The sequence below is a fragment of the Anabaena sphaerica FACHB-251 genome (genome assembly GCF_014696825.1).
Lineage (GTDB): Bacteria > Cyanobacteriota > Cyanobacteriia > Cyanobacteriales > Nostocaceae > RDYJ01.
The window spans coordinates 353,836-374,941 of record NZ_JACJQU010000001.1 but is presented as its reverse complement, the minus strand read 5'-3'; the positions used below and the strand labels follow the sequence as shown (position 1 = coordinate 374,941).

At 38.4% G+C, this 21,106-nt stretch carries 16 protein-coding genes; 11 read left to right on the top strand and 5 right to left on the bottom strand.

The genetic code is table 11. The features are described 5' to 3' along the window. Positions 1–27: 27 nt before the first annotated feature. The 3 genes from H6G06_RS01540 (at position 28) to H6G06_RS01530 (ending at position 3,505) form a co-directional block, all read left to right on the top strand. Positions 28–1,920, top strand: a complete 1,893-nt coding sequence (locus H6G06_RS01540; protein ID WP_190556385.1) for a DUF3370 family protein — start codon at positions 28–30, stop codon at positions 1,918–1,920. A gap of 147 nt (positions 1,921–2,067) precedes the next feature. After that, entirely contained in the window at positions 2,068–2,541 is a 474-nt protein-coding gene (locus H6G06_RS01535; protein WP_190556383.1) for a DNA phosphorothioation-associated protein 4, read from the top strand. A 40-nt stretch (positions 2,542–2,581) separates the two neighbouring features. Then, entirely contained in the window at positions 2,582–3,505 is a 924-nt protein-coding gene (locus H6G06_RS01530) for an HNH endonuclease (protein WP_190556381.1), read from the top strand. Positions 3,506–3,727: 222 nt separating this feature from the next. On the opposite strand, the gene H6G06_RS01525 is transcribed toward H6G06_RS01530, so the two are convergent. Beyond that, a complete protein-coding gene (locus H6G06_RS01525) occupies positions 3,728–5,326 on the bottom strand; it encodes a DGQHR domain-containing protein (protein WP_190556379.1) in 1,599 nt (532 codons plus the stop codon). Positions 5,327–5,517: 191 nt separating this feature from the next. Here H6G06_RS01525 and dndC point away from each other — a divergent pair, with 191 nt between their 5' ends. The 8 genes from dndC (at position 5,518) to H6G06_RS01485 (ending at position 13,421) form a co-directional block, all read left to right on the top strand. Beyond that, a complete protein-coding gene (dndC, locus tag H6G06_RS01520) occupies positions 5,518–7,164 on the top strand; it encodes a DNA phosphorothioation system sulfurtransferase DndC (RefSeq protein WP_190556377.1) in 1,647 nt (548 codons plus the stop codon). A gap of 246 nt (positions 7,165–7,410) precedes the next feature. After that, the gene (gene dndD, locus H6G06_RS01515; RefSeq protein WP_190556375.1) at positions 7,411–9,399 is read left to right on the top strand and encodes a DNA sulfur modification protein DndD; all 1,989 of its coding nucleotides are present in this window, start codon (positions 7,411–7,413) and stop codon (positions 9,397–9,399) included. Between the two features lie 93 nt (positions 9,400–9,492). After that, positions 9,493–9,888, top strand: a complete 396-nt coding sequence (gene dndE, locus H6G06_RS01510) for a DNA sulfur modification protein DndE (RefSeq protein ID WP_190556373.1) — start codon at positions 9,493–9,495, stop codon at positions 9,886–9,888. A gap of 67 nt (positions 9,889–9,955) precedes the next feature. Beyond that, positions 9,956–11,245, top strand: coding sequence for an AmpG family muropeptide MFS transporter (locus H6G06_RS01505; protein ID WP_190556371.1), 1,290 nt, complete (start codon positions 9,956–9,958; stop codon positions 11,243–11,245). After that, positions 11,230–11,631: an ABC transporter permease gene (locus tag H6G06_RS01500; RefSeq protein WP_190556369.1), complete on the top strand. Its 402-nt coding sequence runs from the start codon at positions 11,230–11,232 to the stop codon at positions 11,629–11,631. Before H6G06_RS01505 ends, H6G06_RS01500 begins: the two co-directional genes overlap by 16 nt. A gap of 103 nt (positions 11,632–11,734) precedes the next feature. Beyond that, positions 11,735–11,878, top strand: a complete 144-nt coding sequence (locus H6G06_RS01495; RefSeq protein WP_190556367.1) for a hypothetical protein — start codon at positions 11,735–11,737, stop codon at positions 11,876–11,878. A gap of 112 nt (positions 11,879–11,990) precedes the next feature. Further along, positions 11,991–12,566, top strand: a complete 576-nt coding sequence (locus H6G06_RS01490; RefSeq protein ID WP_190556365.1) for a GNAT family N-acetyltransferase — start codon at positions 11,991–11,993, stop codon at positions 12,564–12,566. Positions 12,567–12,662: 96 nt separating this feature from the next. Then, entirely contained in the window at positions 12,663–13,421 is a 759-nt protein-coding gene (locus H6G06_RS01485) for a HEAT repeat domain-containing protein (protein WP_190556363.1), read from the top strand. On the opposite strand, the gene ung is transcribed toward H6G06_RS01485, so the two are convergent. The 4 genes from ung to H6G06_RS01465 all read right to left on the bottom strand — a co-directional run bounded on the left by ung (position 13,418) and on the right by H6G06_RS01465 (position 20,942). Beyond that, positions 13,418–14,134 carry a uracil-DNA glycosylase gene (ung, locus tag H6G06_RS01480; RefSeq protein ID WP_190556361.1) on the bottom strand — a complete coding sequence of 239 codons (717 nt, stop codon included), beginning with the start codon at positions 14,132–14,134 and terminating at the stop codon, positions 13,418–13,420. The genes H6G06_RS01485 and ung overlap by 4 nt on opposite strands. Then, on the bottom strand, positions 14,131–14,514 hold the full coding sequence (locus H6G06_RS01475) for a phosphomannose isomerase type II C-terminal cupin domain (RefSeq protein ID WP_190556359.1): 384 nt from the start codon (positions 14,512–14,514) through the stop codon (positions 14,131–14,133). The genes ung and H6G06_RS01475 overlap by 4 nt, the downstream gene beginning before the upstream one ends. Positions 14,515–14,646: 132 nt before the next feature. Continuing rightward, positions 14,647–15,858 carry an EAL domain-containing response regulator gene (locus tag H6G06_RS01470; protein WP_190556357.1) on the bottom strand — a complete coding sequence of 404 codons (1,212 nt, stop codon included), beginning with the start codon at positions 15,856–15,858 and terminating at the stop codon, positions 14,647–14,649. Positions 15,859–15,866: 8 nt separating this feature from the next. After that, positions 15,867–20,942 (bottom strand): PAS domain S-box protein, encoded by a 5,076-nt coding sequence (locus H6G06_RS01465; RefSeq protein ID WP_242039569.1) that lies wholly within the window; start codon positions 20,940–20,942, stop codon positions 15,867–15,869. Positions 20,943–21,106: the final 164 nt, after the last annotated feature.

The window sequence follows — 21,106 nt, the reverse complement described above, 5'->3', positions numbered from 1 at the left end:
AAAGCAAATTTATTATCAGGTGTGAAAATGTCAATCAAAAAAATCTCATTCATCATTTTTTTAACCCTCTTACCTTCGCCGGTTTTAGCTTTTACAGACACTCAAGGTTATTGGGGAAATGATTGTATTAAAATATTAGGAGAAAGAAAATTATTAACGGGTTATCCTGATGGTAGTTTTCGTCCTAATGCAACTGTTACCCGTGCGGAAGCTGCGGTTTTAATGTTGAATGCTTTTCCTGATGCTTCTATTAAACGCAATGCGGTAATATTTAAAGATGTACCTAGCAATTTTTGGGCAAATAAAGCTATTACTACCGCTTATCAAAAAGGATTTTTCTCTGGTTATCCAGGTGGTATTTTTCAACCTAACCAACAAATTCCTAGAGCGCAAATTATTGGTGTGATAGCTGGTGGTAAAAATTATAATTCTGTTGCTAACCCAACGCAAATATTACAACGTTATTTTGATGATGCTCAACAAATTCCTAACTATGCTCAAAGTTCTATAGCTGCGGGAACTATTAATAGTATTGTAGTTAATTATCCTAATGTTAAACAATTGAAACCTCTGCAACAAGTGACTAGGGGAGAAGTTGCAGCTTTGATGTGTCGAGCTTTAAATATTTATGCTGTTCCTCCTCAATATATTGCAGGTGTAGAAGTTCAACCCCAAGAGGTTCGCACTTTACCAGGTAAATTAGATACTATTCCTACTTTTAATAGTAATAGTCCTGAACTTGTGAATACTGATGGAATTTTACTTTCTACGTTTTCACCAGATGGTAAACAGGTAAAGGATGCACATTTAAATTATGCTTTTCAAGGTCGGTTTGATGTCTTTTCTCATCATATTGTCAGAGCAGAAAATTCATCTCAAAATCGCACCGTTTACCAAGGTATAATTGTGCATAACCCCGGTAATGAACCTGCGACTTTACAAGTTTTAAACGCTGCTAGTTATCTTTCTAGGGAAGCACCTTTTATTGATTTACCGGATATGGTGGATAATTCCCAAGGAACGGTTTATGCTGGTCCTGGAAGTAGAACTATGAGTGATGTTTTGCGGGGTGTTAAACAGGGGATATTTCCCGAAAAGTTGGTGATAGAACCGGGAAAAACCGCAATTTTAGCTAATTTACCGATTTCTGTCCAAGCACCTTCTTCCAATGGTCGCACGGTGATGATGCGGTTGAGTAGCGATCGCCCCATTTTTATGGCAAACTTAGCTATGAGTAGTCAAACTCCCCCCACTGTCACAGCATGGGAAAAGCTCCTCAATACTGGCAGTTTAGCAGGAAAGCGCGACCCTATCCCCACACCTTTAGACCCTCCCAGAGAACCCACAGTATTTAGTCGCGTTGCTGGTGTGTCCGAAGGAACAAGATGGGAAGCAAATATTACAGATAATGCAAGTGTAAATAATTTAACTTTACCCCAACCAGGAAGATCAATTTCTTATCCTTTAGGAACTGTACATTTAATCACTCTCAGCACCGGACAAATACAGAGTGCAAAAATGTTAAAACGTTATGCTGATACGGCGTATTTTGCCCATAGTAATTACGGTGTAGAGTATAATTTAACTTTGCCTTTATTCAATTCTAGCAGTCAAGCGAGAAATGTAACTGTATCAGTGCAAACACCTGTTAAGGATGAAGGTGGTACAGATAGATTATTGTTTTTAAAACCACCTGTGGAACAAGTATTTTTCCGGGGGACGGTGCGGGTACGTTATCGGGATAATAAGGGAAGTGAACAAACGCGCTATGTTCATTTGGTGCAGCGTCGCGGACAACCGGGTGATGCTTTGGTAAATTTGCAGTTAGCACCAGGGGAAAAAAGACAGGTTCAGGTAGATTTTTTGTATCCTCCTGATTCTACTCCTCCGCAGGTTTTGACGGTGAAAACTGAAGGATAATTATTGTAGGTTGGGTTGACGTGAGGAAACCCAACATTATGATTTATCTCACGCAAAGACGCAAAGACGCAAAGATTAATAACGCAAAGGTTTGATTTTAGTTAATGCAATTTGTTGTAAGATAGCAAGAGTTTAGATTTTAATATTATGGCTGAATCTGGTAGAATCAGGGTTGCAAAAGATAAGGCTGATTTGGTTAAGGCTTTAATTTCTTCTGATGGTGGATATGGTCCTTTTCAAACTTTTGCTGATGTGATTGTTTTTGCTGCTGCTTTGGGAGTAAAGAATAAGAAGCGTGTTCCTTTTGAGGAGGTTTCTAAACGTGAACCAGCACCAATAAGGTTAGAAACTTTTATATCAATGGGATATGATACTGTAATTAAATTATTGGGAATTACAGAAACTCAGAATATTCAAATTTTATCTCCTAATGAGGAAGAATATGAAAATCAACGTCATAAAATTTTTGAAGAATACGCTAATGGTGGTTTAGAAATTTTGCAAGGTGAACTTAGAGGTTCAATTGATTATTCAGACACAATTTTATTATTTTTAATATCTGATAAAGACAAGAAAAATGAAGAAACAGGAGAATTTGATTTAAGAAAATTCCTAAATTAAAAAATTACACATTAATTACATTTAATCAGTTTTTAAAAACATGGATAATCTAACATTATACTGTCAAAAATTATCTAATCTGAATGTCAGCAACAGCAAAAAACGTGGTACTGCTCTACATAAACCTATCTTAATTCTATCAATTATAGATTTAATTAGCAGAGATATTATTGACATAAATGAAATTAGAGTATCAGATGAATTAATTGAAACATTTGAAAAATATTGGCAAATAATAGGATCACATTCTTATACAGGAGGGTTACACTATCCTTTCTTTCATTTACAAAGTGAAGGTTTTTGGCACTTAGAATTTAAACCTGATTTTAATGGCTTACAACCAAAAACAACTAACACATTAAAAAAATCTGTAGAGTATGCTTACTTAGATAGTGAATTATTTGAATTTTTGAAAAATGAACTCTCTAGAAAAGAATTATTAGATGCACTGATAGCAGCTTTTTTTCCTGATATAGATCATCAAATAGATAGTATTTTACAAATTAATCAAAACTTTGAAGATGAAATAATAATACCTGAAGCTGTTGAAAATAATCCTAAATATAGGTTGCAAAAAACAATCATTAGAAATGCTTTTTTTAGAAAAGCGGTAGTTTCTGTATATGGTTGTCAATGTGCCTTTTGTGGTTTAATAGTTAACAAAAATCTCAGCCAAAATATAGTTGACGGCGCACATATAAAACCATTTTCACAATTTTATGACAGCAGAATACATAACGGAATAGCCTTATGTAAAAATCATCATTGGGCATTTGATAGAGGTTGGTTTGGTGTTGATGAGAAATACACAATTATAGTTAGTAAAGAATTGGAAGAAGTTTCTCCCCATGCTAAACCGATAAAAGATTTTCATGGTGAAAAACTCATACTTCCTCGAATAGAGAAATACTTTCCAGATATTGAAGCTTTAGAATGGCATCGTCAAAACATTTTTCATTCATAAATATTAATAAATATTAAAGCCAGGGAATAAATTCCCTGTCTCAAAGCTAAAGTCGGTTTTAACCGACTATTTAATCTTTATTTATTCTATTTAGAAAATAAAATTTGATTGTATTTTGGTTTAATTAGATATCAAAATATAGTACGTTTTAACGTACTTTAGCTATTAGCCCGGAAATTAATTTCCGGGCGGGTGTGTCAGCAAACAAATAACTGTTTTTAACTATAAAACTGCTGGTAAACCTACATCTTGCTGTTCAACCAACTTCCCATCAAAACCAATAGTATTATCTTCCATAGTTCTAGCATCAGCTAAAGCCTTACGCAAAGCAGCAACTTCCATCTTTTCAGTCATTCCCCCCACAATATAAACTAATAACTTCACCGCTAAATCTTTTCCTGCTACCTGTACCCGCTTCTTATTGGGGTCATATAAAACTCCATACCATAAAGAATGGGGAAATTCCATCTCACTAAAACCACCTTGACGGTCAAATTTTCGCAACTTCTTAAATATAGCTTCTAAAGTAAAACCTTTTTTAAAAACCAAAATTCCTAAAGCTTGCGCTAAAGCAACTTGAGAAACTGGACGAAATAACATATTTCCTTCACCACCACCTTTTTCAAAACTAAATCTTCGCAAAACTGGTGTATCTTCATGTTCTAAAATCTTATAACTAGGAAGACTCGCTAAATAATCAAATAACTCTCTAAAATCTTCAATTCCTTCCTGCAATTCTTCATCATCTGGACGCATAGGAATTAACCCTTTTTCCAAAGGTTTCCAATGGGGGAATTTTTGCCCTAAATATCGTTCAGACATATCTTGTAAAGCTTGCAGCGTCGTTAATACAGTAGAATTAGTTGCTACTGTTGCACTATTCCAATTTATGCGTTCTTTCCGATTCTCTTTATCTTCTAAAAGTGGATGTGTAACCGCAATTTTTCGCGCTACAATAGCAAAACCATCATCCTCATTTAATTGTGTTAACTGACCTTTAGTTAAAGGTGCAGCCATTAAATTTACATGAACAAAAATCGACCTTACCCGCCGTTTTGCTTCCATGTAAGTTTCCCCAGCATTAACCGCACAAATAAACTCAATGCCAATTTTTTCTTGTGGTATATTATGTAAATAATTTTCATTTACTTGATAATGTTCTATTAAATCTGATAAAGTGATAAAACTATCATTAGGCGTTTTATCCTTTTTACAACGTCTCAATTTTCCAGTTTTAATTAATTCTAATAAACCCTTAACTCCCATCAATCTATGTTGACCATCTAACGCATAAATACTGATATTTTCTTCAGCAATATTCAACAAACCTACTGTGCCATTTTCATCTAAAGGTGTAAAATCAGTAGTAGCTTTTTTAGCAATTCCCTCACTATCCCACTCATCTGCTTGCGGATTATCAACCCAAGGTTGATTAATTACAACTAATACAGGTGGGAACTTATGATTTTTTCTAGCTGCTAAATACTGTACTAACGGCGCTTGACGTGACCAGTCGAGAGGACGTTGCTGAACTTCATCAATACTATCCGCATCAATTTCAATATTCTCTGTCTCCGGGTTGTACTTTTTTTGCAACAAAGGTAAAGCTGAAGCAAACTGAACTCTGTTTGCAAACCATTCCAATGTAACAGAACCTACATAAGCTTCAATACCACCCATCTGGGTTTGCTGTACAAGAATTTGGTCTTTTTTGCCTAAAAATTGCTCTAGTAATACAGATAAAGCCTGTTGATTGTGATTATCGTTTTCTAGATATTGTTGAGAAATATTACGATTTTGTTCAGATGTGGTATCAATCATATTAGTTTTTAAAAACTTAGTCCAAGAGTAGATAGCTTATTGTTCCAAAAAAATGGATACTAGGATTATAGTTTTCAAAAACAATTTTGGGAAATGAATGTAAACTAACTTAGTATAATTAATTTCTTTCGTTTGCATTTACATCTACGGGCAAAATCAGGTTACATCTATATATTTACAGGTATAAAGTCATGACTACAGGACAACAACCAGACAGTAAAACTCAGCAAAATCGCACAGTAGCCGAATTAGTAGACTATATCCAAGTTCTCACCACAGAAATTCAAGAATTGTATTGTTTAGATGCTATCCCTTGGGTTATAGGTTATTCCGGTGGAAAAGACAGCACAGCAACTTTACAACTTATTTGGAATGCAATTTCTCAACTACCACCGGAAAAAAGAACTAAAACTATTCATGTAATTACAACTGATACATTAGTAGAAAATCCTATTGTTGCAACTTGGGTACGTCAATCTCTAGAACAGATGAAAGTTGCTTCTAAAGCACAAGGAATACCAATAGAACCTAATTTACTACAACCAGAGATAAAAGAAACTTTTTGGGTAAGCTTAATTGGTAAAGGTTATCCAGCACCACGCGGAAAATTTCGATGGTGTACAGATCGTCTTAAAATTCACCCTTCTAATCGTTTTATACGTGATATACTTAGAGTCCAGGGAGAAGTTATTCTTATTTTGGGTACACGCAAAGCTGAAAGTATTAAACGTGCTATCTCAATGGAAAAACATCGTATAAGTAGCACAAAAGATAGACTTAATTATGATGTAAATTCCAATCAAATTAACTCATTACTATACTATAGTTCCAGCTTGCCTAATGCTTTAATTTACAGCCCTATAGAAGATTGGCGTACTGAAGAAGTTTGGATTTATTTAAATCAGTGGGAAAATCCTTGGGGATACAGTAACAAAGATTTATTTAATATGTACCGAGGTGCAACCGCAGATAATGAATGTCCTTTAGTTGTTGATACCTCTACTCCTAGTTGTGGAGATTCCCGTTTTGGTTGCTGGGTTTGTACAATTGTTAGTAAAGATAAATCAATGGAGGCAATGATTCAAAATGATGAAGAAAAAGAATGGATGCAGCCTCTATTAAATATGCGTAATGAACTAGATATTAGAGATGACAGAAATAAAAGAGATTTTCGCCGTTTACGGGGAGAAGTTCAATTATTTGAACGTAATTTAGATGGTGAAAAATCAATTGAACCAATTTACGGACCATACACAAAAGATTGGCGTGAGTATTGGTTAAGAAAATTATTGACAGCGCAAACAGAAATGCGGCAAACTGCCCCAGAGAATATGCGCGATATTACCTTAATTTCTATGGAAGAACTTAGCGAAATTCGCCGCATTTGGTTAGAGGAAAAACACGAATTTGATGATAGTTTACCCCGCATCTATCAAGAAGTCACAGGAGAAGCGTTTAAAGATCCCCGTCCTGGTTCAGATTATAGCCTACTTGGTAGCGATGAATGGGAAGTATTAGAAGAAATTTGTGATGGTGATGGAATGCAATTAGAACTAATGGCCAAACTGTTGGATACAGAACGCCAATTCAGGAAAAAAACGCGCCGTGTGGGAATTTATGAAAGTTTAGAAAAATGTTTTGACACAAGTTCCCGTTCCCAAGAAGAAGCTATTAAAAATGCCCATTTAAAACGGGATTTAAGAGAAGCCGCTAGTAAAGGTGATGTGGCGACAATTCGGGAAACATTCAAACAATTAAATATAGGTGAAACGCCAGCAAAGGAAGAGAATAAACCCGATAGTTTTGCAGGTAGGAAGTTTAAGAAAAAGGAAGAGTGATAATAATTTTGCCAAAACATGAATGCCCAACGATTTTCTCGTTCCTAGACTCTGGCTAGGAATGCCTAATGTGAGGCTCTGCCTCAGATAATTAATAAATCTTTTCTCTGTTTTCTCGTTCCTAGACTCTGGCTAGGAATGACTAATGTGAGGCTCGGCCTCAGACAATTATAAACGAGGCAGAGCCTCTAGTACATCATTCCCCGGCAGAGCCAGGGAACGAGATAAAATAAACCCCAAATAACCATGATATTTCTTGAACTCGTACTGCAAAATTTTGGTCCTTACGCTGGTAGACAAGTTATCAACCTCAACCCCAAAATAGATGATGATAATATCCGCCCTATCATCCTTTTAGGTGGAATGAATGGAGGTGGAAAAACCACCTTAATGGATGCTATTCGCCTCGCTTTATATGGACATCGCTCCCAATGTTCTACACGGGGAAACCTCAGTTATAGTGATTTTTTAAATCAATGCGTTAATAGTAAAGCTGACCCAATTAATAAAACCAGAATTGAGTTAGTTTTTGAACACATTGAAGATGATAAACCTGTTCAATATCGTGTGGTGAGAACTTGGGAAAAAAATCCTAAAGATGGTAAAGACTCTTTAGGTATTTTAGGTGATGATGAAACCTGGCCTGTTGAATCTTTGGCAAATATCTGGGATGAATATATAGAAAATATTTTACCTTTAGGTATTTCTAGTTTATTTCTATTTGACGGTGAACAAGTCAAGGAATTAGCAGAACAAGAAACACCACCTCCTGTTGTTATAGATGCAATTAACGGACTTTTAGGTTTGGAATTAGCCGATAAATTAGCGATAGATTTAGAAATATTAGTCAATCGTAAAAAAAAGGAAACTGCTGATAATCAAGATTTAGCTAAGTTAGAAGAAATTGAAAACCGGCTTAGTCAAAAATTGCAAAATGAAGAAACCACAAAAAAAGAATTAGAAGTATTAAATATTGAATTGGAAAGGTTAGAAACCAAGCACGAAGAAGCTTTAAATAAATTCGTTTCTGAAGGTGGTAAAATTGCTGCGGAACGCAGTCAACTGGAAACACAAACGCAAGATAAAACCAAGATTACAGAAAATATCCGTCAATCTTTGTGTGAACTAGCGGCTGATATTTTACCTTTAGCTTTAATTCCTAATTTATTATCTCAAGTACAAAATCAATGTGAAAAAGAATTTCGTACTCAACAAATTCAATTAGCTAAAGATATATTAATAGCTAGAGATCAAAGATTAATTAATTGGCTAAATCAGTTAAATCTGGAATTAGATAAACTGAATAATATTGAATCTTTCTTAGCTGAAGACATAAATAAACTATATGCGGCTAATTCATTTACAGAAACCAATTGGTTAAATGCTGATGAAGAAACTTTAACTGTGCTTGACAATTTCATATATCGTCTCCAAATTAACCAAGATACTGCCCAAAAGCAGTTAATTGAGTTGAATAATTATGAGGAGGAAATTCTCACCCTAGAAAGACAAATGCAAACGGCCGCTGAACCAGAAGAATATACAAAACTAAAAAATGATTTGCATAAAGCCCAAACAGAACTGAATAAAGTACAGACTCAGAGAGAAATAACCAGCCGTAATTTAATAGAATTAGAAACAGTAATTAATCAAACCAAAAAAGAGCTAAATAATTATACGAGCGAAAATCTCAAATATCAAAGTAATGAACATTTGATTAATGCAGCTACGCAAGTACAGAATACATTAAAGATATTTAGAGAAAGATTGACTTTGCGGAAATTAAATAAATTAGAAGAAGAAGTCAAAAATTGTTTCTTGTATTTATTACATAAATCAGATTTAGTCCATCGTATCGCTATTGATGCTAAAACATTCAGCCTATCCTTATACGATTTAAATGGTAAACTAGTACCCAAACATCGACTTTCAGCCGGCGAAAAACAACTATTAGCGATCGCCTTCCTGTGGGGTTTAGCAAAAGTATCAGGAAAACGCTTACCAGTCGCTATCGACACACCCCTGGGAAGACTCGACTCATCCCATAGAAACAACCTAGTAGAAAGATACTTTCCCTCAGCTAGTCATCAAGTAATTCTCCTTTCCACAGACACCGAAATAGCTAAAAAAGAATATCAAACCCTCCAAGAAACCGAAGCGATCGCCCGTGAATATCTGCTCAAATACGACTCCAGCAAACGAGAAACCACAATAAAACCCGGTTATTTTTGGTAACTTATATTCACCACCAAAAAAACATATAAAGTCTTACTCTCTGCGCCTCTGCGCCTCTGCGTGAAATAAAATCATATTTTTAAATGACCCAAAATGGAATCACCAATAGAACGCATTAAAATCTCCCAAACAGCCAAAGAACAACTGATCAAACTCAAACGCAACACCAAAATAGAACAATGGAATATACTATGTCGTTGGGCGTTTTGTCGTTCCCTCGCCGAACCCGCAGCACCCACCCCCGTACCCGTACCTCAAGATAGCAACGTCGAAATGACCTGGCGCGTATTTGGTGGAGAAATGGCCGATATCTTGCTATTAGCACTCAAACAACGCTGTCACAACGATGGCTTAGACACAGACAAAGAAACCCTCATCACCCAATTTCGTTTACACCTACATCGGGGTATTGGTTATCTAGCCGGCGATCCGAACATGAAGAGAATTGAAGATTTAATCGAACTAGCAACAAAGAAAGTAAAATCTTGATTTTGCAGTTTTCCCTGCTATGGCAAGATAACTGCAACTCTCCCATCAGAGAAGGAAATTTGAACAGATGAATCCAGTGCGATCGCTCATACAAGTCTTCGGTAGCCGCAAAATGGCCGCCCTGATATTACTAGGTTTTTCCTCCGGGTTGCCCTTATTTTTGACCAGCAAGACCCTACAAGCCTGGATGACGGTCGAAAAAGTCGATTTAACCGCCATTGGCTTATTTAGCCTGGTCGGCTTGCCCTATTCCTTAAAATTTCTCTGGTCGCCCTTATTAGACTGGTTCAAGCTACCTTTTTTGGGAAGGCGAAGGGGTTGGTTAATTATCCTGCAAATAGGGTTATTAATAGCGATCGCCTGTATGGCCTTACAGCAACCCAAACAAGCCCTACAATTACTAGCCATCAACGCCGTCGCCATATCCTTCCTTAGCGCCACCCAAGACATAGCCGCCGATGCTTACCGCACCGACGTTCTCGAACAACTAGAAATGGGCGCAGGTGCAGCAGTCTTCGTCTTAGGTTATCGTATTGCCCTACTACTCACAGGTTCATTAGCCTTAATACTCGCCGACAGAATACCCTGGTCATCAGTATACTTATTAATGGCAGTGGGTATGGCAATAGGCATAATCACCACCCTATTTGCACCAGAACCCAAAGAAACCACCCCTCCTGAATCCTTAACCGCCGCCGTCATCATGCCCTTTGGCGAATTTTTTCAGCGCCAAGGCATAGTTTACGCCTCACTAACTCTCCTGTTTATCGTCCTCTATAAACTCGGCGATTCCTTTGTGAATAATATGTCCACGCCGTTTTTATTACAAACAGGCTTCACCCAAACCGACATTGGCGCAATTCAAGGTGGAATGGGACTGATAGCCACCATTGTTGGTACACTGGCAGGTGGCGCATTTTTGAGTAAAATTGGACTGAATCGCTCACTTTGGGTATTTGGTGGCTTGCAAGCAGTCAGCAACTTGGCTTACCTTTTACTTGCACAAGTTGGGAAAAATTATCAGGTTCTCATCCTGACCATTAACATCGAAAACTTTTGTGCTGGTTTAGGAACAGCAGCTTTTGTTGCCTTTTTAATGAATATGTGTAATCAGCGTTATTCCGCAACTCAGTATGCTTTACTTTCTAGTTTTATGGCCGTAAGTCGTGATATTCTAGTTGCGCCAGCAGGTTCCTTAGCAAAAAGCACAGGTTGGCCTTTATTTTTTGTTATTAGTATCGTTGCTGCCATACCGGGACTACTCCTGTTACCATTATTTGCTCCATGGAATCCCAAAGCAGTCACAGCAACCAGACCAGGACTTGAAGAAGAAGAGGATTTATGGGGAACCAAGTAGTAATTCTTGTCGGTACATTCGTCCTCGTTGTCACAGGTTTATTACTGGGCTACGTACTCTCACAATTAGTTCTCGGATTTTTGGGGTTGAACCTCCTCACCCTCCTGGGAACAATCAGCCTCGTCTTAATTTTTGGTACACTTTACTACGTCTTATTTTGGCAGTTGCGACGAGAGCAGTTACAGCCAGTCACTCGCACTCAGCCCACCCAGGTAGACGAGGAAATAACTGGAAACTACTTGAAAAACCGACTCATCGCCAGATTATCCGGTGACGTAGCCGCAGCAGAACGATTAATCGAGCAAGCCAAGCAAAATTATCCGGGAATGCCAGAAAATTGGTATTGTGAACGAGTTCTTGATGATTTAGATCGGGATGATCGTTAACCTTGTTTTTCCCTGTCCCCAAAATCGCTACAATAAATTAAGAAAACTTCACAAATCTTAAGTTAGATTTTCTTACAAGTCCTTGGCTAACTAAAATCCAAATATGGCTATCTTTCGTCAATACATCGCTCCCCTACTCGTCGTCCTAGTATTTTTGATTGCCCTAGTCGCAGTCAGCGCCCGCATCTTTTTACCCTCCGATATGGCAGCACCTGCACCCATCGGTTTGATAATTCATAATTCATAATAGTGCTTTCAGCACGCTACACGAATGTAAATTCGTCAAATGTTATTCTCCCCCTGCTCCCTGCTCCCCGCTCCTCTGCCTCTTCCAAGTCCCCAATCCCCGATCCCCAATCTTGAATTTTTCTCTACCAGGCTATTCTATTCGCCGAGGCTCGACCCTAGACAAATCACTCTTGGTTAAGTTCATCCAGCGAACTTATCAAGAACTATTTCCTGCTCAGGATTTTTCCCACCTAGCTCGTACAGTTGAGCAATACTTCTCTACTGACACCCCTTTATGGTGGGTATATGAACAAGCAGAGGCGCAGGAAGCCGGGCGCGGAGGAGCAGAGGAGCAGAGGAGCAGAGGAGAATTTACCCAATCCCCAGTCCCCGATCCCCAGTCCCCAATCCCCAGTCCCCAGTCCCCAACCCCCATAGCTTGTCTCTGGGTCGGTAACGCTATCGATCAAGTTACAGGCAGCCGTCATGCTCACATCTTTCTACTCTACGTCGTACCGTCACATCGCCGTCACGGTATCGGTAAAGCCCTAATGCAATATATAGAAAATTGGGCAAAACAAAGGGGCGATCGCCAACTTGGATTACAAGTGTTTGAGTCCAACACACCCGCATTAAATCTTTATCAGCAGCTGGGATATCAAACACAATCCCTCTGGATGATAAAATCACTCCATCCAGAAAAATAAACTATTACTCTATCAGAGTTAATTTCATGAGTCCTAGAAACCTAATTTATCCCAGAAAACAGTTTCTATAACTCCCCCTTATTAAAAAAAAATATTATGTACGACGAAGACGATATAAACCTACTTGATACTGAGGCGGATTTAGAAAGCCCCCTAGACCACATAGAACCAATTACCGCTGAATCAGAAGTAGCCAAACCTGATCCAGACTTAATGCTGGCACTTCTACAAGATCCTCAGTCCCAGCAACGAATGTTAGCAGCACGCGCATTCTGTGATATTCAAGATCAACGGGCAATTCCCCATTTAATTCACCTATTAACTGATAACTGTCCCCTAGTGCGAGTCAGTGCTGCCTATGCCATCGGCCGCAATCCCAGCCACGATGCAGTCGAGCCATTGATTAATCAACTCAACCGTGATTTGAATGGCTATGTGCGAAAAGGCGTAGTTTGGGCTTTAGGAAACTGTCGCGATCGCCGTTCCTTAATCCCCCTCACAGATGCCTTAAGAACCGATATTTCCGCCGTGCGTCTCTGGTCTGCAAGCGCCCTCGCCCAGATGGCAGGAGTCGGTTATGAGGTCGTTGTCGGCGCAATACCCCCCTTAATTGAAGCCCTAGTTCAAGATCCCACAGCCGCAGTACGTAGTAACTCCGCTTGGGCAATAGGTCAACTCTGTAAGGAATTACCTTCCAACGTAGTTTATGCCACAGCCATCGACTCATTAATCCAAGCCTTTGCCGAAGATAAAGACTTGGGTGTCAGAGAAGATGCCAAAGCCTCACTCCTGGGAGTCGGTGATCCCCGTGGTTTACAATTAATTGAAACCCTCGAACAAGAAGGGTGGTTTTAACAGGAGTCAGGAGTCCCAATCCCCAGTCCCCAGTCCCCAGTCCCCAGTCCCCAATTAATCTCTGGTTTACCACAAGAGCGTAAAGCGGCATTAATAGCCGAAAAAGGCTTACTGCCAAAAAAACCATTATGTGCAGACAGCGGTGAAGGATGAGCCGACTGTATAACAATATGTCGAGTTGTATCAATCAACTTCAACTTCTTTTGTGCATATCCACCCCACAGCACAAACACCACCGGATCAGATTTCTGGTTAACTTTATTAATCACCGCATCCGTGAAAATTTCCCAACCTTTATTCTTATGCGAATTTGGTGTATGCGCTCTCACAGTCAACACCGCATTTAACATCAGCATACCCTGTTTAGCCCAGTCAACCAAGTAACCATGATTGGGAATATCAAAACCCACATCCGCTTTTAGTTCTTTGAAAATATTCCTCAGTGATGGAGGTGGTTTAATCCCTGGTCTGACAGAAAAGCATAATCCATGTGCTTGCTTTTCATCGTGGTAGGGATCTTGTCCCAGTAACAAAACATTCACCTGCTCATAAGATGTTAATTCAAAGGCAGAAAAAACATCTTCTTCAGGTGGATAAATATTATATGATAGTCTCTCCTGATCTAAGAAATCTTGGAGTTTACTCACATAAGGTTTTTCCAATTCTTCAGCTAGGACAGTTTGCCAAAAAATAGGAAGTTGCAAATTTTTCATTCAACAGCAGTTAATTCAAAAGGACGCTCTGTATCATCTTCACCCAAATACTCACCATTTTGAATTTCCAGAATCACCAAAGGAATAGAACCAGGGTTTTCTACTTTATGTAGGCTTGCTGCTGGTACATAAGTTGACTGGTTACGATTCAGAAATATCTCCTCATCACCACAAGTTACCTTGGCTACACCAGAAACCACAACCCAATGTTCATGTCGATGATAATGGATTTGTGGTTTAATCCCGTGTCTAGGTTTAATTTCCACCCGACTAATTCTATAATTTTTACCTTCTTCTATTACTTCCACATTACCCCAGTAACGTTCCCCGGAATGGCAAGAAGATTGCTCAAAATTGGACTGAAGCTGATTCTGATTCATAACTGTTTTACCACCTGGTCGAATTATTATACTTTAAATTGTGCATTTTAAAGGGGTATTTTGAAGTTTGATAATTGCTGTATCAATCTTAAATCTTAGGTGAACCAAGTTCTATTCCCTGTTTCTTGTTCTCTAGATAGATAAAGTTTTATTAGAAAAGAAAAGTTGTTCAAATTCTAGTGTTGGCAATGCACGACTGAATAGAAAACCTTGGATAGCATCACATTTATTTTCGCGTAAAAATGATAGTTCTGCCGCCGTTTCCACACCTTCAGCAATTATCTTGAGATTTAGGTCTTGAGCCATTTTAATCAGTGATTTAGTAATGATGGATTTAGGGTAATCTTTATAAACGTTTTCCACAAAAGAACGATCAATTTTAATGGTATTAACGGGAAAAACTCGGAGATAGTTTAAAGAAGATTGTCCTGTACCAAAATCATCAATCGCGATTTTAACACCGAGCAAACGTAATTGATTCATAATGGAGATGGCACAATGTATATTCTGCATAATCATGCTTTCAGTAACTTCAATCTCTAGAAAACTTGGATCTAAATTATTAATTTCTATCAAGTTAATAATTTTAGAACTTAAATCTGGTTGGTTAAATTCAATAGCTGATAAATTGACAGCGAAAGTCAAAGACTTAATCCCGGCATCGCGCCAAATTCTAATTTGTTGACAGACATTTTTTAATACCCAGTTATCAATGTTAAAAATTAAACCATTTGACTCCGCTAAAGGAATAAATTCTGCGGGGGAAATAGGCCCTAACTCATAACTGTGCCAACGTAATAAACTCTCAGCCCCTGTTATTTTGCCAGTATTGATATCAATAATTGGTTGATAGTGAATTTCAAACCCTTTAAAATCATCATTTAGAATAGCCTTGTGTAATTGTTTATCTAATAACTGCATTCTGGGTGTTAATTTATTAACCGCAGTCTGAATAGATAAATATTTTTTTAAATTTGCATATTTTTCCAATTTATTCATGATAGCACTTAATAACTCAGAACGAGTGAAAGGCTTAGTTAAATAATCATCTGCTCCCATATCCATACCTTGACGAATATCAGATTTTGCCGATTTAGCGGTCAAAAAAATAAAAGGAATTGTCGCAGTTAATGGCTGTTGGCGTAATGCTTTTAATACTCCAAAACCATCAATTTCGGGCATCATCATGTCGCATAAAATTAAATCTGGCACTTCCGAAAAAGCTAAATTCAAGCCGATTTTTCCATTGGCAGCCGCAACTGTTTCAAACTCCTCAGCCGCCAATAAATCTAAAAGGTTTTCCCGAACGGATTCTTCATCTTCTATTACTAAGATTTTGGCCATAATTAACCTCATGTTGGATATTTTTTTAAGGGTATTTTAACAGTAAATTTCGTACCAATTCCTATTTTGCTAGTCACAGTAATTTCACCTTGGTAAATATCTACACACTTTTTTACAATTGCTAGTCCTAATCCAGTACCTAAAATATTACCGACATTTCTAGCACGATGGAAAGATTCAAATAAATGAGGTAGGTCTTCTTCTGGAATTCCGATTCCCTGATCTTGAATTTCAAATACTGCTAGTTCACATTCACAAGCAAGTGTAAATTTGACTAAGCTATCATTAGCAGAATACTTGATTGCATTTGAGAGCAAGTTACAGAGAATATGTCCCAATAATTTGTCATCCATGTAGCAGAAGATGGATTCATATTCACTGCTAAAGGAGATTAAATGCTTATTTCTCAAATTTACCCTTACTTCTTCTACTAATTGGCGGCAATATTTGACCAAATCCAACAATAAGGGTCTATATTCAAGTTTTCCAGCTTCTGCCTTACCACTCACCAAGATATCATCTAACATTTCTGTCATTCTGTGGACAGCGGTTTGAATCCGACGCAGATGAGTCAATTGCTTCTCCTGTGTCCATCTGTAACGATAGTGTTCCAGCAACTCCGAGGAAGACAGAATGGTACTCAAAGGGGTGCGGAATTCGTGGGAAGTCATGGATATAAAGCGGGATTTAAGCTCGTTGAGTTCTTTCTCTTTCTCTAGTGCTACTCTCAGTTCTTGCTCTAATTGCTTGCGACTGGTAATATCTGCCCAGTAGCCAACAAGTTCTAAAGGGTTGCCAGCTTCATCCCACACTACCTTACCTTGATCATATACCCAGCGATAAGTCCCGTCTTGGTGTAAAAAGCGATATTCTAAACTATACTGCTTTTTCTCTAAAACCTGTGAGAGTTTTGCCAGTACCGCTGGTGCATCTTCCGGGTGGATATGAGTATACCAAAAACTGGAATCTTCAATAAATTCCCGCGCTTCATAGCTTACCATACCTTTGATATTATCACTGATAAAAATAGCACCAAAATCTTCTGTAGCTTTGCTGGTATAGATCACAGCTGGACTGGCAGTGAGTAAGTATTTCAAGCGTTGTTCGCTAATCAGTAATGCTGTTTCTGCTTGCTTGCGTTCAGTAATATCATTTTGAATACCGATGTAATGTGTAAGACAACCATATACATCATACACAGGAGATATACTTAGCTCATTCCAAAAAATGGAACCGCATTTACCATGGTTACGTAAAATAACTGTGCAGTCTTTGCCAGTTTCCATCGCAGTTCTCAGTTCTTCTAAGGCTGATTGATTGATATCGACACCTTGGGCTAAAGGAAAATGCTGCCCTAGAACTTCGGCAACCGAGTAACCAGTCATCCGCTCGAAAGCAGGATTGACGTATATAATTGAACTATCTGGGCTGGTAACATCAGCAATAATGATGCCGTTACTACTAGCAGCGATCGCCCGATCACGCAGTCGTAACCCTTCCTCAATTAACTTACGCTGGGTTATATCTGTACAAATACTAATAACTGCCACGATATCTCCTGTAGCATCTTTAATAGCATCTGTACGTAAATCGATTTGTACATCCTCCCTACTCCGAGTTTTCATAGTCACTTCACCACGCCAAGACTGACCTCTCTGAACCGTCTTCAAGACGCTGTTAAATAACTCCTGATTCCGAAAATTAGCTGAAAGACCGCCATGGGCATTTAATTGAATTCCCGTATAATCAAATACTTCTATAAAAGCAGGATTAACATATATAGCCTTACCTGCAATATCTGTAATACTAATAGCATCACTTGTGCTTTCTATTGCTTTTTGCAACCTTAACAAAGACTTTTCTGCTAATTTACGTTCTGTGATATCGCGAGTGACTTTAGAAAAACCACGTAACTTGCCAGTTTCATCATGCAATGGTGTCAAAATACAATTTGCCCAAAAGTGGGAACCATCTTTGCGAACAAAAACACTCTCACATTCACATCGACCATTAGCTGCTGCTATTTCTAGTTGTTGTTTGGGAATATTGTTGAAAATTTCTTCCTGTCGGAAAAAGCAACAGAAATCATCTCCAATAATTTCTGATGCCTGATATCCAGTAATACATTCTGCCCCAGAGTTCCAACTCATCACCCTGCCTTCAGGGTCAAGCATATAAATTGCATAGTCTTTTACACCTTCTACTAACAAACGTAAATATTCTTCACTTTGATGCAGTTCTTCAAGAGCGCGTTTACGATCTGTAATATCAGTGGAAATTCCACAGACAGCATAAGTAATACCATTTACATCTTTTAAAGGAAACTTAATAGATAAGTATGTGTGCAAGCCATCTGGGTGAGGAGCAACTTCTTCAAATTCTCTAGGAATACCACCTGCAATCACCTCAAAATTGTTGACGACAAATGTTTCAGCAACATCATCAGGCCAGATATCATACAAACTTTGACCTAATACCTGATCTTGATTAAGATTAAATATATTTTCATAGTGGCGGTTAACTAGCAGGTATTTATTTTCAGTATCAAGTAAGTACAAAAGTCCTGGGAAATTATCCAAAATTGCCTGTAGCTGCTGCTGGGTTTCCCATAATTTTGCCGCTTCCTGTTTACGAACAGTGATATCTCGATCAATGCCACGATACCCACAAAATTTACCCTCAACATCAAAAATGGGTACTCCGTTAGTTTCCAGAACCACTAGATGACCGTCTTGATGAAGATTCGTATTTTCTAGACATTTAAAGGATTGCCTTAAAGCAGCAATCGGCGCAAAAATCTTGCGAACACGCTCTGCTTCTTCAGGTGCCATTAGTTCAAAGGGTGTTTTACCCAAAACTTCTTGGGGTTCATAACCTAAAATTTCCCGTACTTTAGGACTAACATAGGTATACACCACATTTTCATCAACTTCCCATACCCAATCACTACTAGCTTCAACTAAGTTGCGGAAACGTTCTTCGCTTTCTTGCAGTGAGACTTCAGTTTGTTTACGCTTAATCCCAATCGCAATTTCGTTAGCAGCAATACCCAGGGCTGTAAAAGTTGATTCTGTCAATGGTTGCCGGGAAAATAAAGCAATAACACCAATGATTTCCCCTTCCACAATTAAGGGATAACCACCAAAGGCCACCATTCCCTCTCGTTTAGCCCATTCTTTGTCATTAACACGCGGATCATCCTGCACAGAGTTGGTAAGATGGGGTTTACGCTCTGCCGCAATTAAACCTATTTTTAACCTACCCATAGCCACACGACTATGAATTCCATTAGTGTGGGTGTAGATGCCAGAACTAACCTGTAATTCTAGAACTTGTTCTTCTTTGTTGAGAATCCAGATGCGGGCAAAGGCAGCACCAAGATGTTTAACTAAAGCATCGGTACAGCCACGCATCATGGTTGCTAAAGTTTCTGACTGAGTGAGGATAGCATCAATTTCAGCGCGAAAATCTGCTAATTTCACCCGTTCTGCCAGTGCTGACTCTACTTCTTTTAAATCAGTAATATCGGTGACAGTGCCAACATAAGTAATAACTTTTCCATCTATTATTTGCTCGGTTACAGCTTGACCAAACACCCAAAAAATTCTCCCATCAGGACGTTGAAACCGATATTCAGCCTGGAAAGGACGGGTTTGTCTGGCAGAACGATACCACTCCGCATTAATTATTTCTCTATCTTCATGATGAATAGCTTTTATCCAGCCACATCCCATTGCAGCTTCTGGTGTTAGTCCCGTCATTTCGCACCAGCGTTCGTTGACGTAAAGGCAATCTCCCTTTGCATCAGTACGAAAAAGACCAACCGGTGAAACTTTGGCTATGCTTTGATATTTGTGTTCACTTTCTCGCAGGGCAATTTCTGCGTCCACGCGATCATGAATATCTGTATTGGTTCCAAACCAATTCACAATTTGTCCTTGGCGATCGCGCAATGGTAAAGCACGTGTCAAATGCCAGCGATAAGTTCCTGAAGCTTTTTCCCACAAACGAAATTCTATTTCGTGATTTGTACCTGTTTCCAAAGATTTATCCCAAGTATTAATACTTGCTAATAAATCATCAGGATGCACCCATTCCTGCCATTGCTCTCCCAAAACTCGCTCTGGAGTACAGCCGAAGTAATTAAGAGTCCGTTGGTTAACATATTCAAGACGACCATCGGCATTCGCAATCCAAACTTGTTGGGGAATAGATTCGGCTAGAAAACGAAAGCGTTCCTCACTTTTTTCTAAAGCTTCCTGTGCTTGCATCCTCTCAGTAATATCTTCCATTGTTCCTAGCATACCGACTACTTGCCCTTCAGTATTTAACAAGGGAACTTTATTTGTTTCTAGGCAAATCTGACTGCCATCTACTTGCTGTTTAGCTCTAATGGCATGATATTCAGCCTGATTAGTCTGCATCACCGCAGCATCATAAGCACGATAAAATTCTGCTTCTTCCGGGTTGGGAATTAAATCGTAGTCTGTTTTACCAACTATTTCTTCTGGATTTTCAATACTGACCATTTGGGCAAAGTTACGATTACAACCCAAAAAGCGGGAATTGATATCTTTCCAGAAAATACTATGGGGAATAGTATCCATAATTAATTGCAACATCTGCTGGGATTGCAGAAGCTGATTTTCTATCATCTGGCAACCATTTTTTTCCTCTTCTAAACGTGCCAGAGCCAGACAAATACTTTCAGGCGTAATGACTCCCACAATTTCATCTTCGTGATCGACAACTGGTAATAACTGCAACTCAGACTGAAACAACAGAGATACTACAGTTGCCAACGCGTTAACTGCCTGTGTTTTTAGTTGAATCACAGAAGTGTGCATCACTTCAGAAATTTTGGTAGTTTTCAAGTCATAACCTGAAGCAACTAATCGCACTATATCTTGTTGTGTCAAATATCCCACTACCAGGGACGCTGACTTTATCAACACACCTTTACAGTGCTTCGCCATCAGAGCGATCGCATCTAAAACAGTTATTTCCGGTGCAACCATCAGCGGCGAATAGTCAATAATTGACTCTAAGCTTTGTAGCACAAGATAGTGAGGTGAGGCTTGCATATTTTATTCCACAGTCACTCCCAAACAATAATCATCTAAAAGTGCTGATTTATTTAACTAATAAATATTGTGACGTGAATTCAGTAATATTTTAACGAGTAAAAATACTGAAAATATTTTTGTACAAATTATTTTAGCAATTTTAACTCCATCTAAGTAGAGCA

What these genes read in the sequence shown, in the direction of transcription:
- H6G06_RS01540 (WP_190556385.1), top strand. Translation starts at nt 28, where the DNA reads ATGTCAATCAAAAAAATCTCATTCATCATTTTTTTAACCCTCTTACCT.
- H6G06_RS01535 (WP_190556383.1), top strand. Translation starts at nt 2,068, where the DNA reads ATGGCTGAATCTGGTAGAATCAGGGTTGCAAAAGATAAGGCTGATTTG.
- H6G06_RS01530 (WP_190556381.1), top strand. Translation starts at nt 2,582, where the DNA reads ATGGATAATCTAACATTATACTGTCAAAAATTATCTAATCTGAATGTC.
- H6G06_RS01525 (WP_190556379.1), bottom strand. Translation starts at nt 5,326, where the DNA reads ATGATTGATACCACATCTGAACAAAATCGTAATATTTCTCAACAATAT.
- dndC (WP_190556377.1), top strand. Translation starts at nt 5,518, where the DNA reads ATGACTACAGGACAACAACCAGACAGTAAAACTCAGCAAAATCGCACA.
- dndD (WP_190556375.1), top strand. Translation starts at nt 7,411, where the DNA reads ATGATATTTCTTGAACTCGTACTGCAAAATTTTGGTCCTTACGCTGGT.
- dndE (WP_190556373.1), top strand. Translation starts at nt 9,493, where the DNA reads ATGGAATCACCAATAGAACGCATTAAAATCTCCCAAACAGCCAAAGAA.
- H6G06_RS01505 (WP_190556371.1), top strand. Translation starts at nt 9,956, where the DNA reads ATGAATCCAGTGCGATCGCTCATACAAGTCTTCGGTAGCCGCAAAATG.
- H6G06_RS01500 (WP_190556369.1), top strand. Translation starts at nt 11,230, where the DNA reads ATGGGGAACCAAGTAGTAATTCTTGTCGGTACATTCGTCCTCGTTGTC.
- H6G06_RS01495 (WP_190556367.1), top strand. Translation starts at nt 11,735, where the DNA reads ATGGCTATCTTTCGTCAATACATCGCTCCCCTACTCGTCGTCCTAGTA.
- H6G06_RS01485 (WP_190556363.1), top strand. Translation starts at nt 12,663, where the DNA reads ATGTACGACGAAGACGATATAAACCTACTTGATACTGAGGCGGATTTA.
- ung (WP_190556361.1), bottom strand. Translation starts at nt 14,134, where the DNA reads ATGAAAAATTTGCAACTTCCTATTTTTTGGCAAACTGTCCTAGCTGAA.
- H6G06_RS01475 (WP_190556359.1), bottom strand. Translation starts at nt 14,514, where the DNA reads ATGAATCAGAATCAGCTTCAGTCCAATTTTGAGCAATCTTCTTGCCAT.
- H6G06_RS01470 (WP_190556357.1), bottom strand. Translation starts at nt 15,858, where the DNA reads ATGGCCAAAATCTTAGTAATAGAAGATGAAGAATCCGTTCGGGAAAAC.
- H6G06_RS01465 (WP_242039569.1), bottom strand. Translation starts at nt 20,942, where the DNA reads ATGCAAGCCTCACCTCACTATCTTGTGCTACAAAGCTTAGAGTCAATT.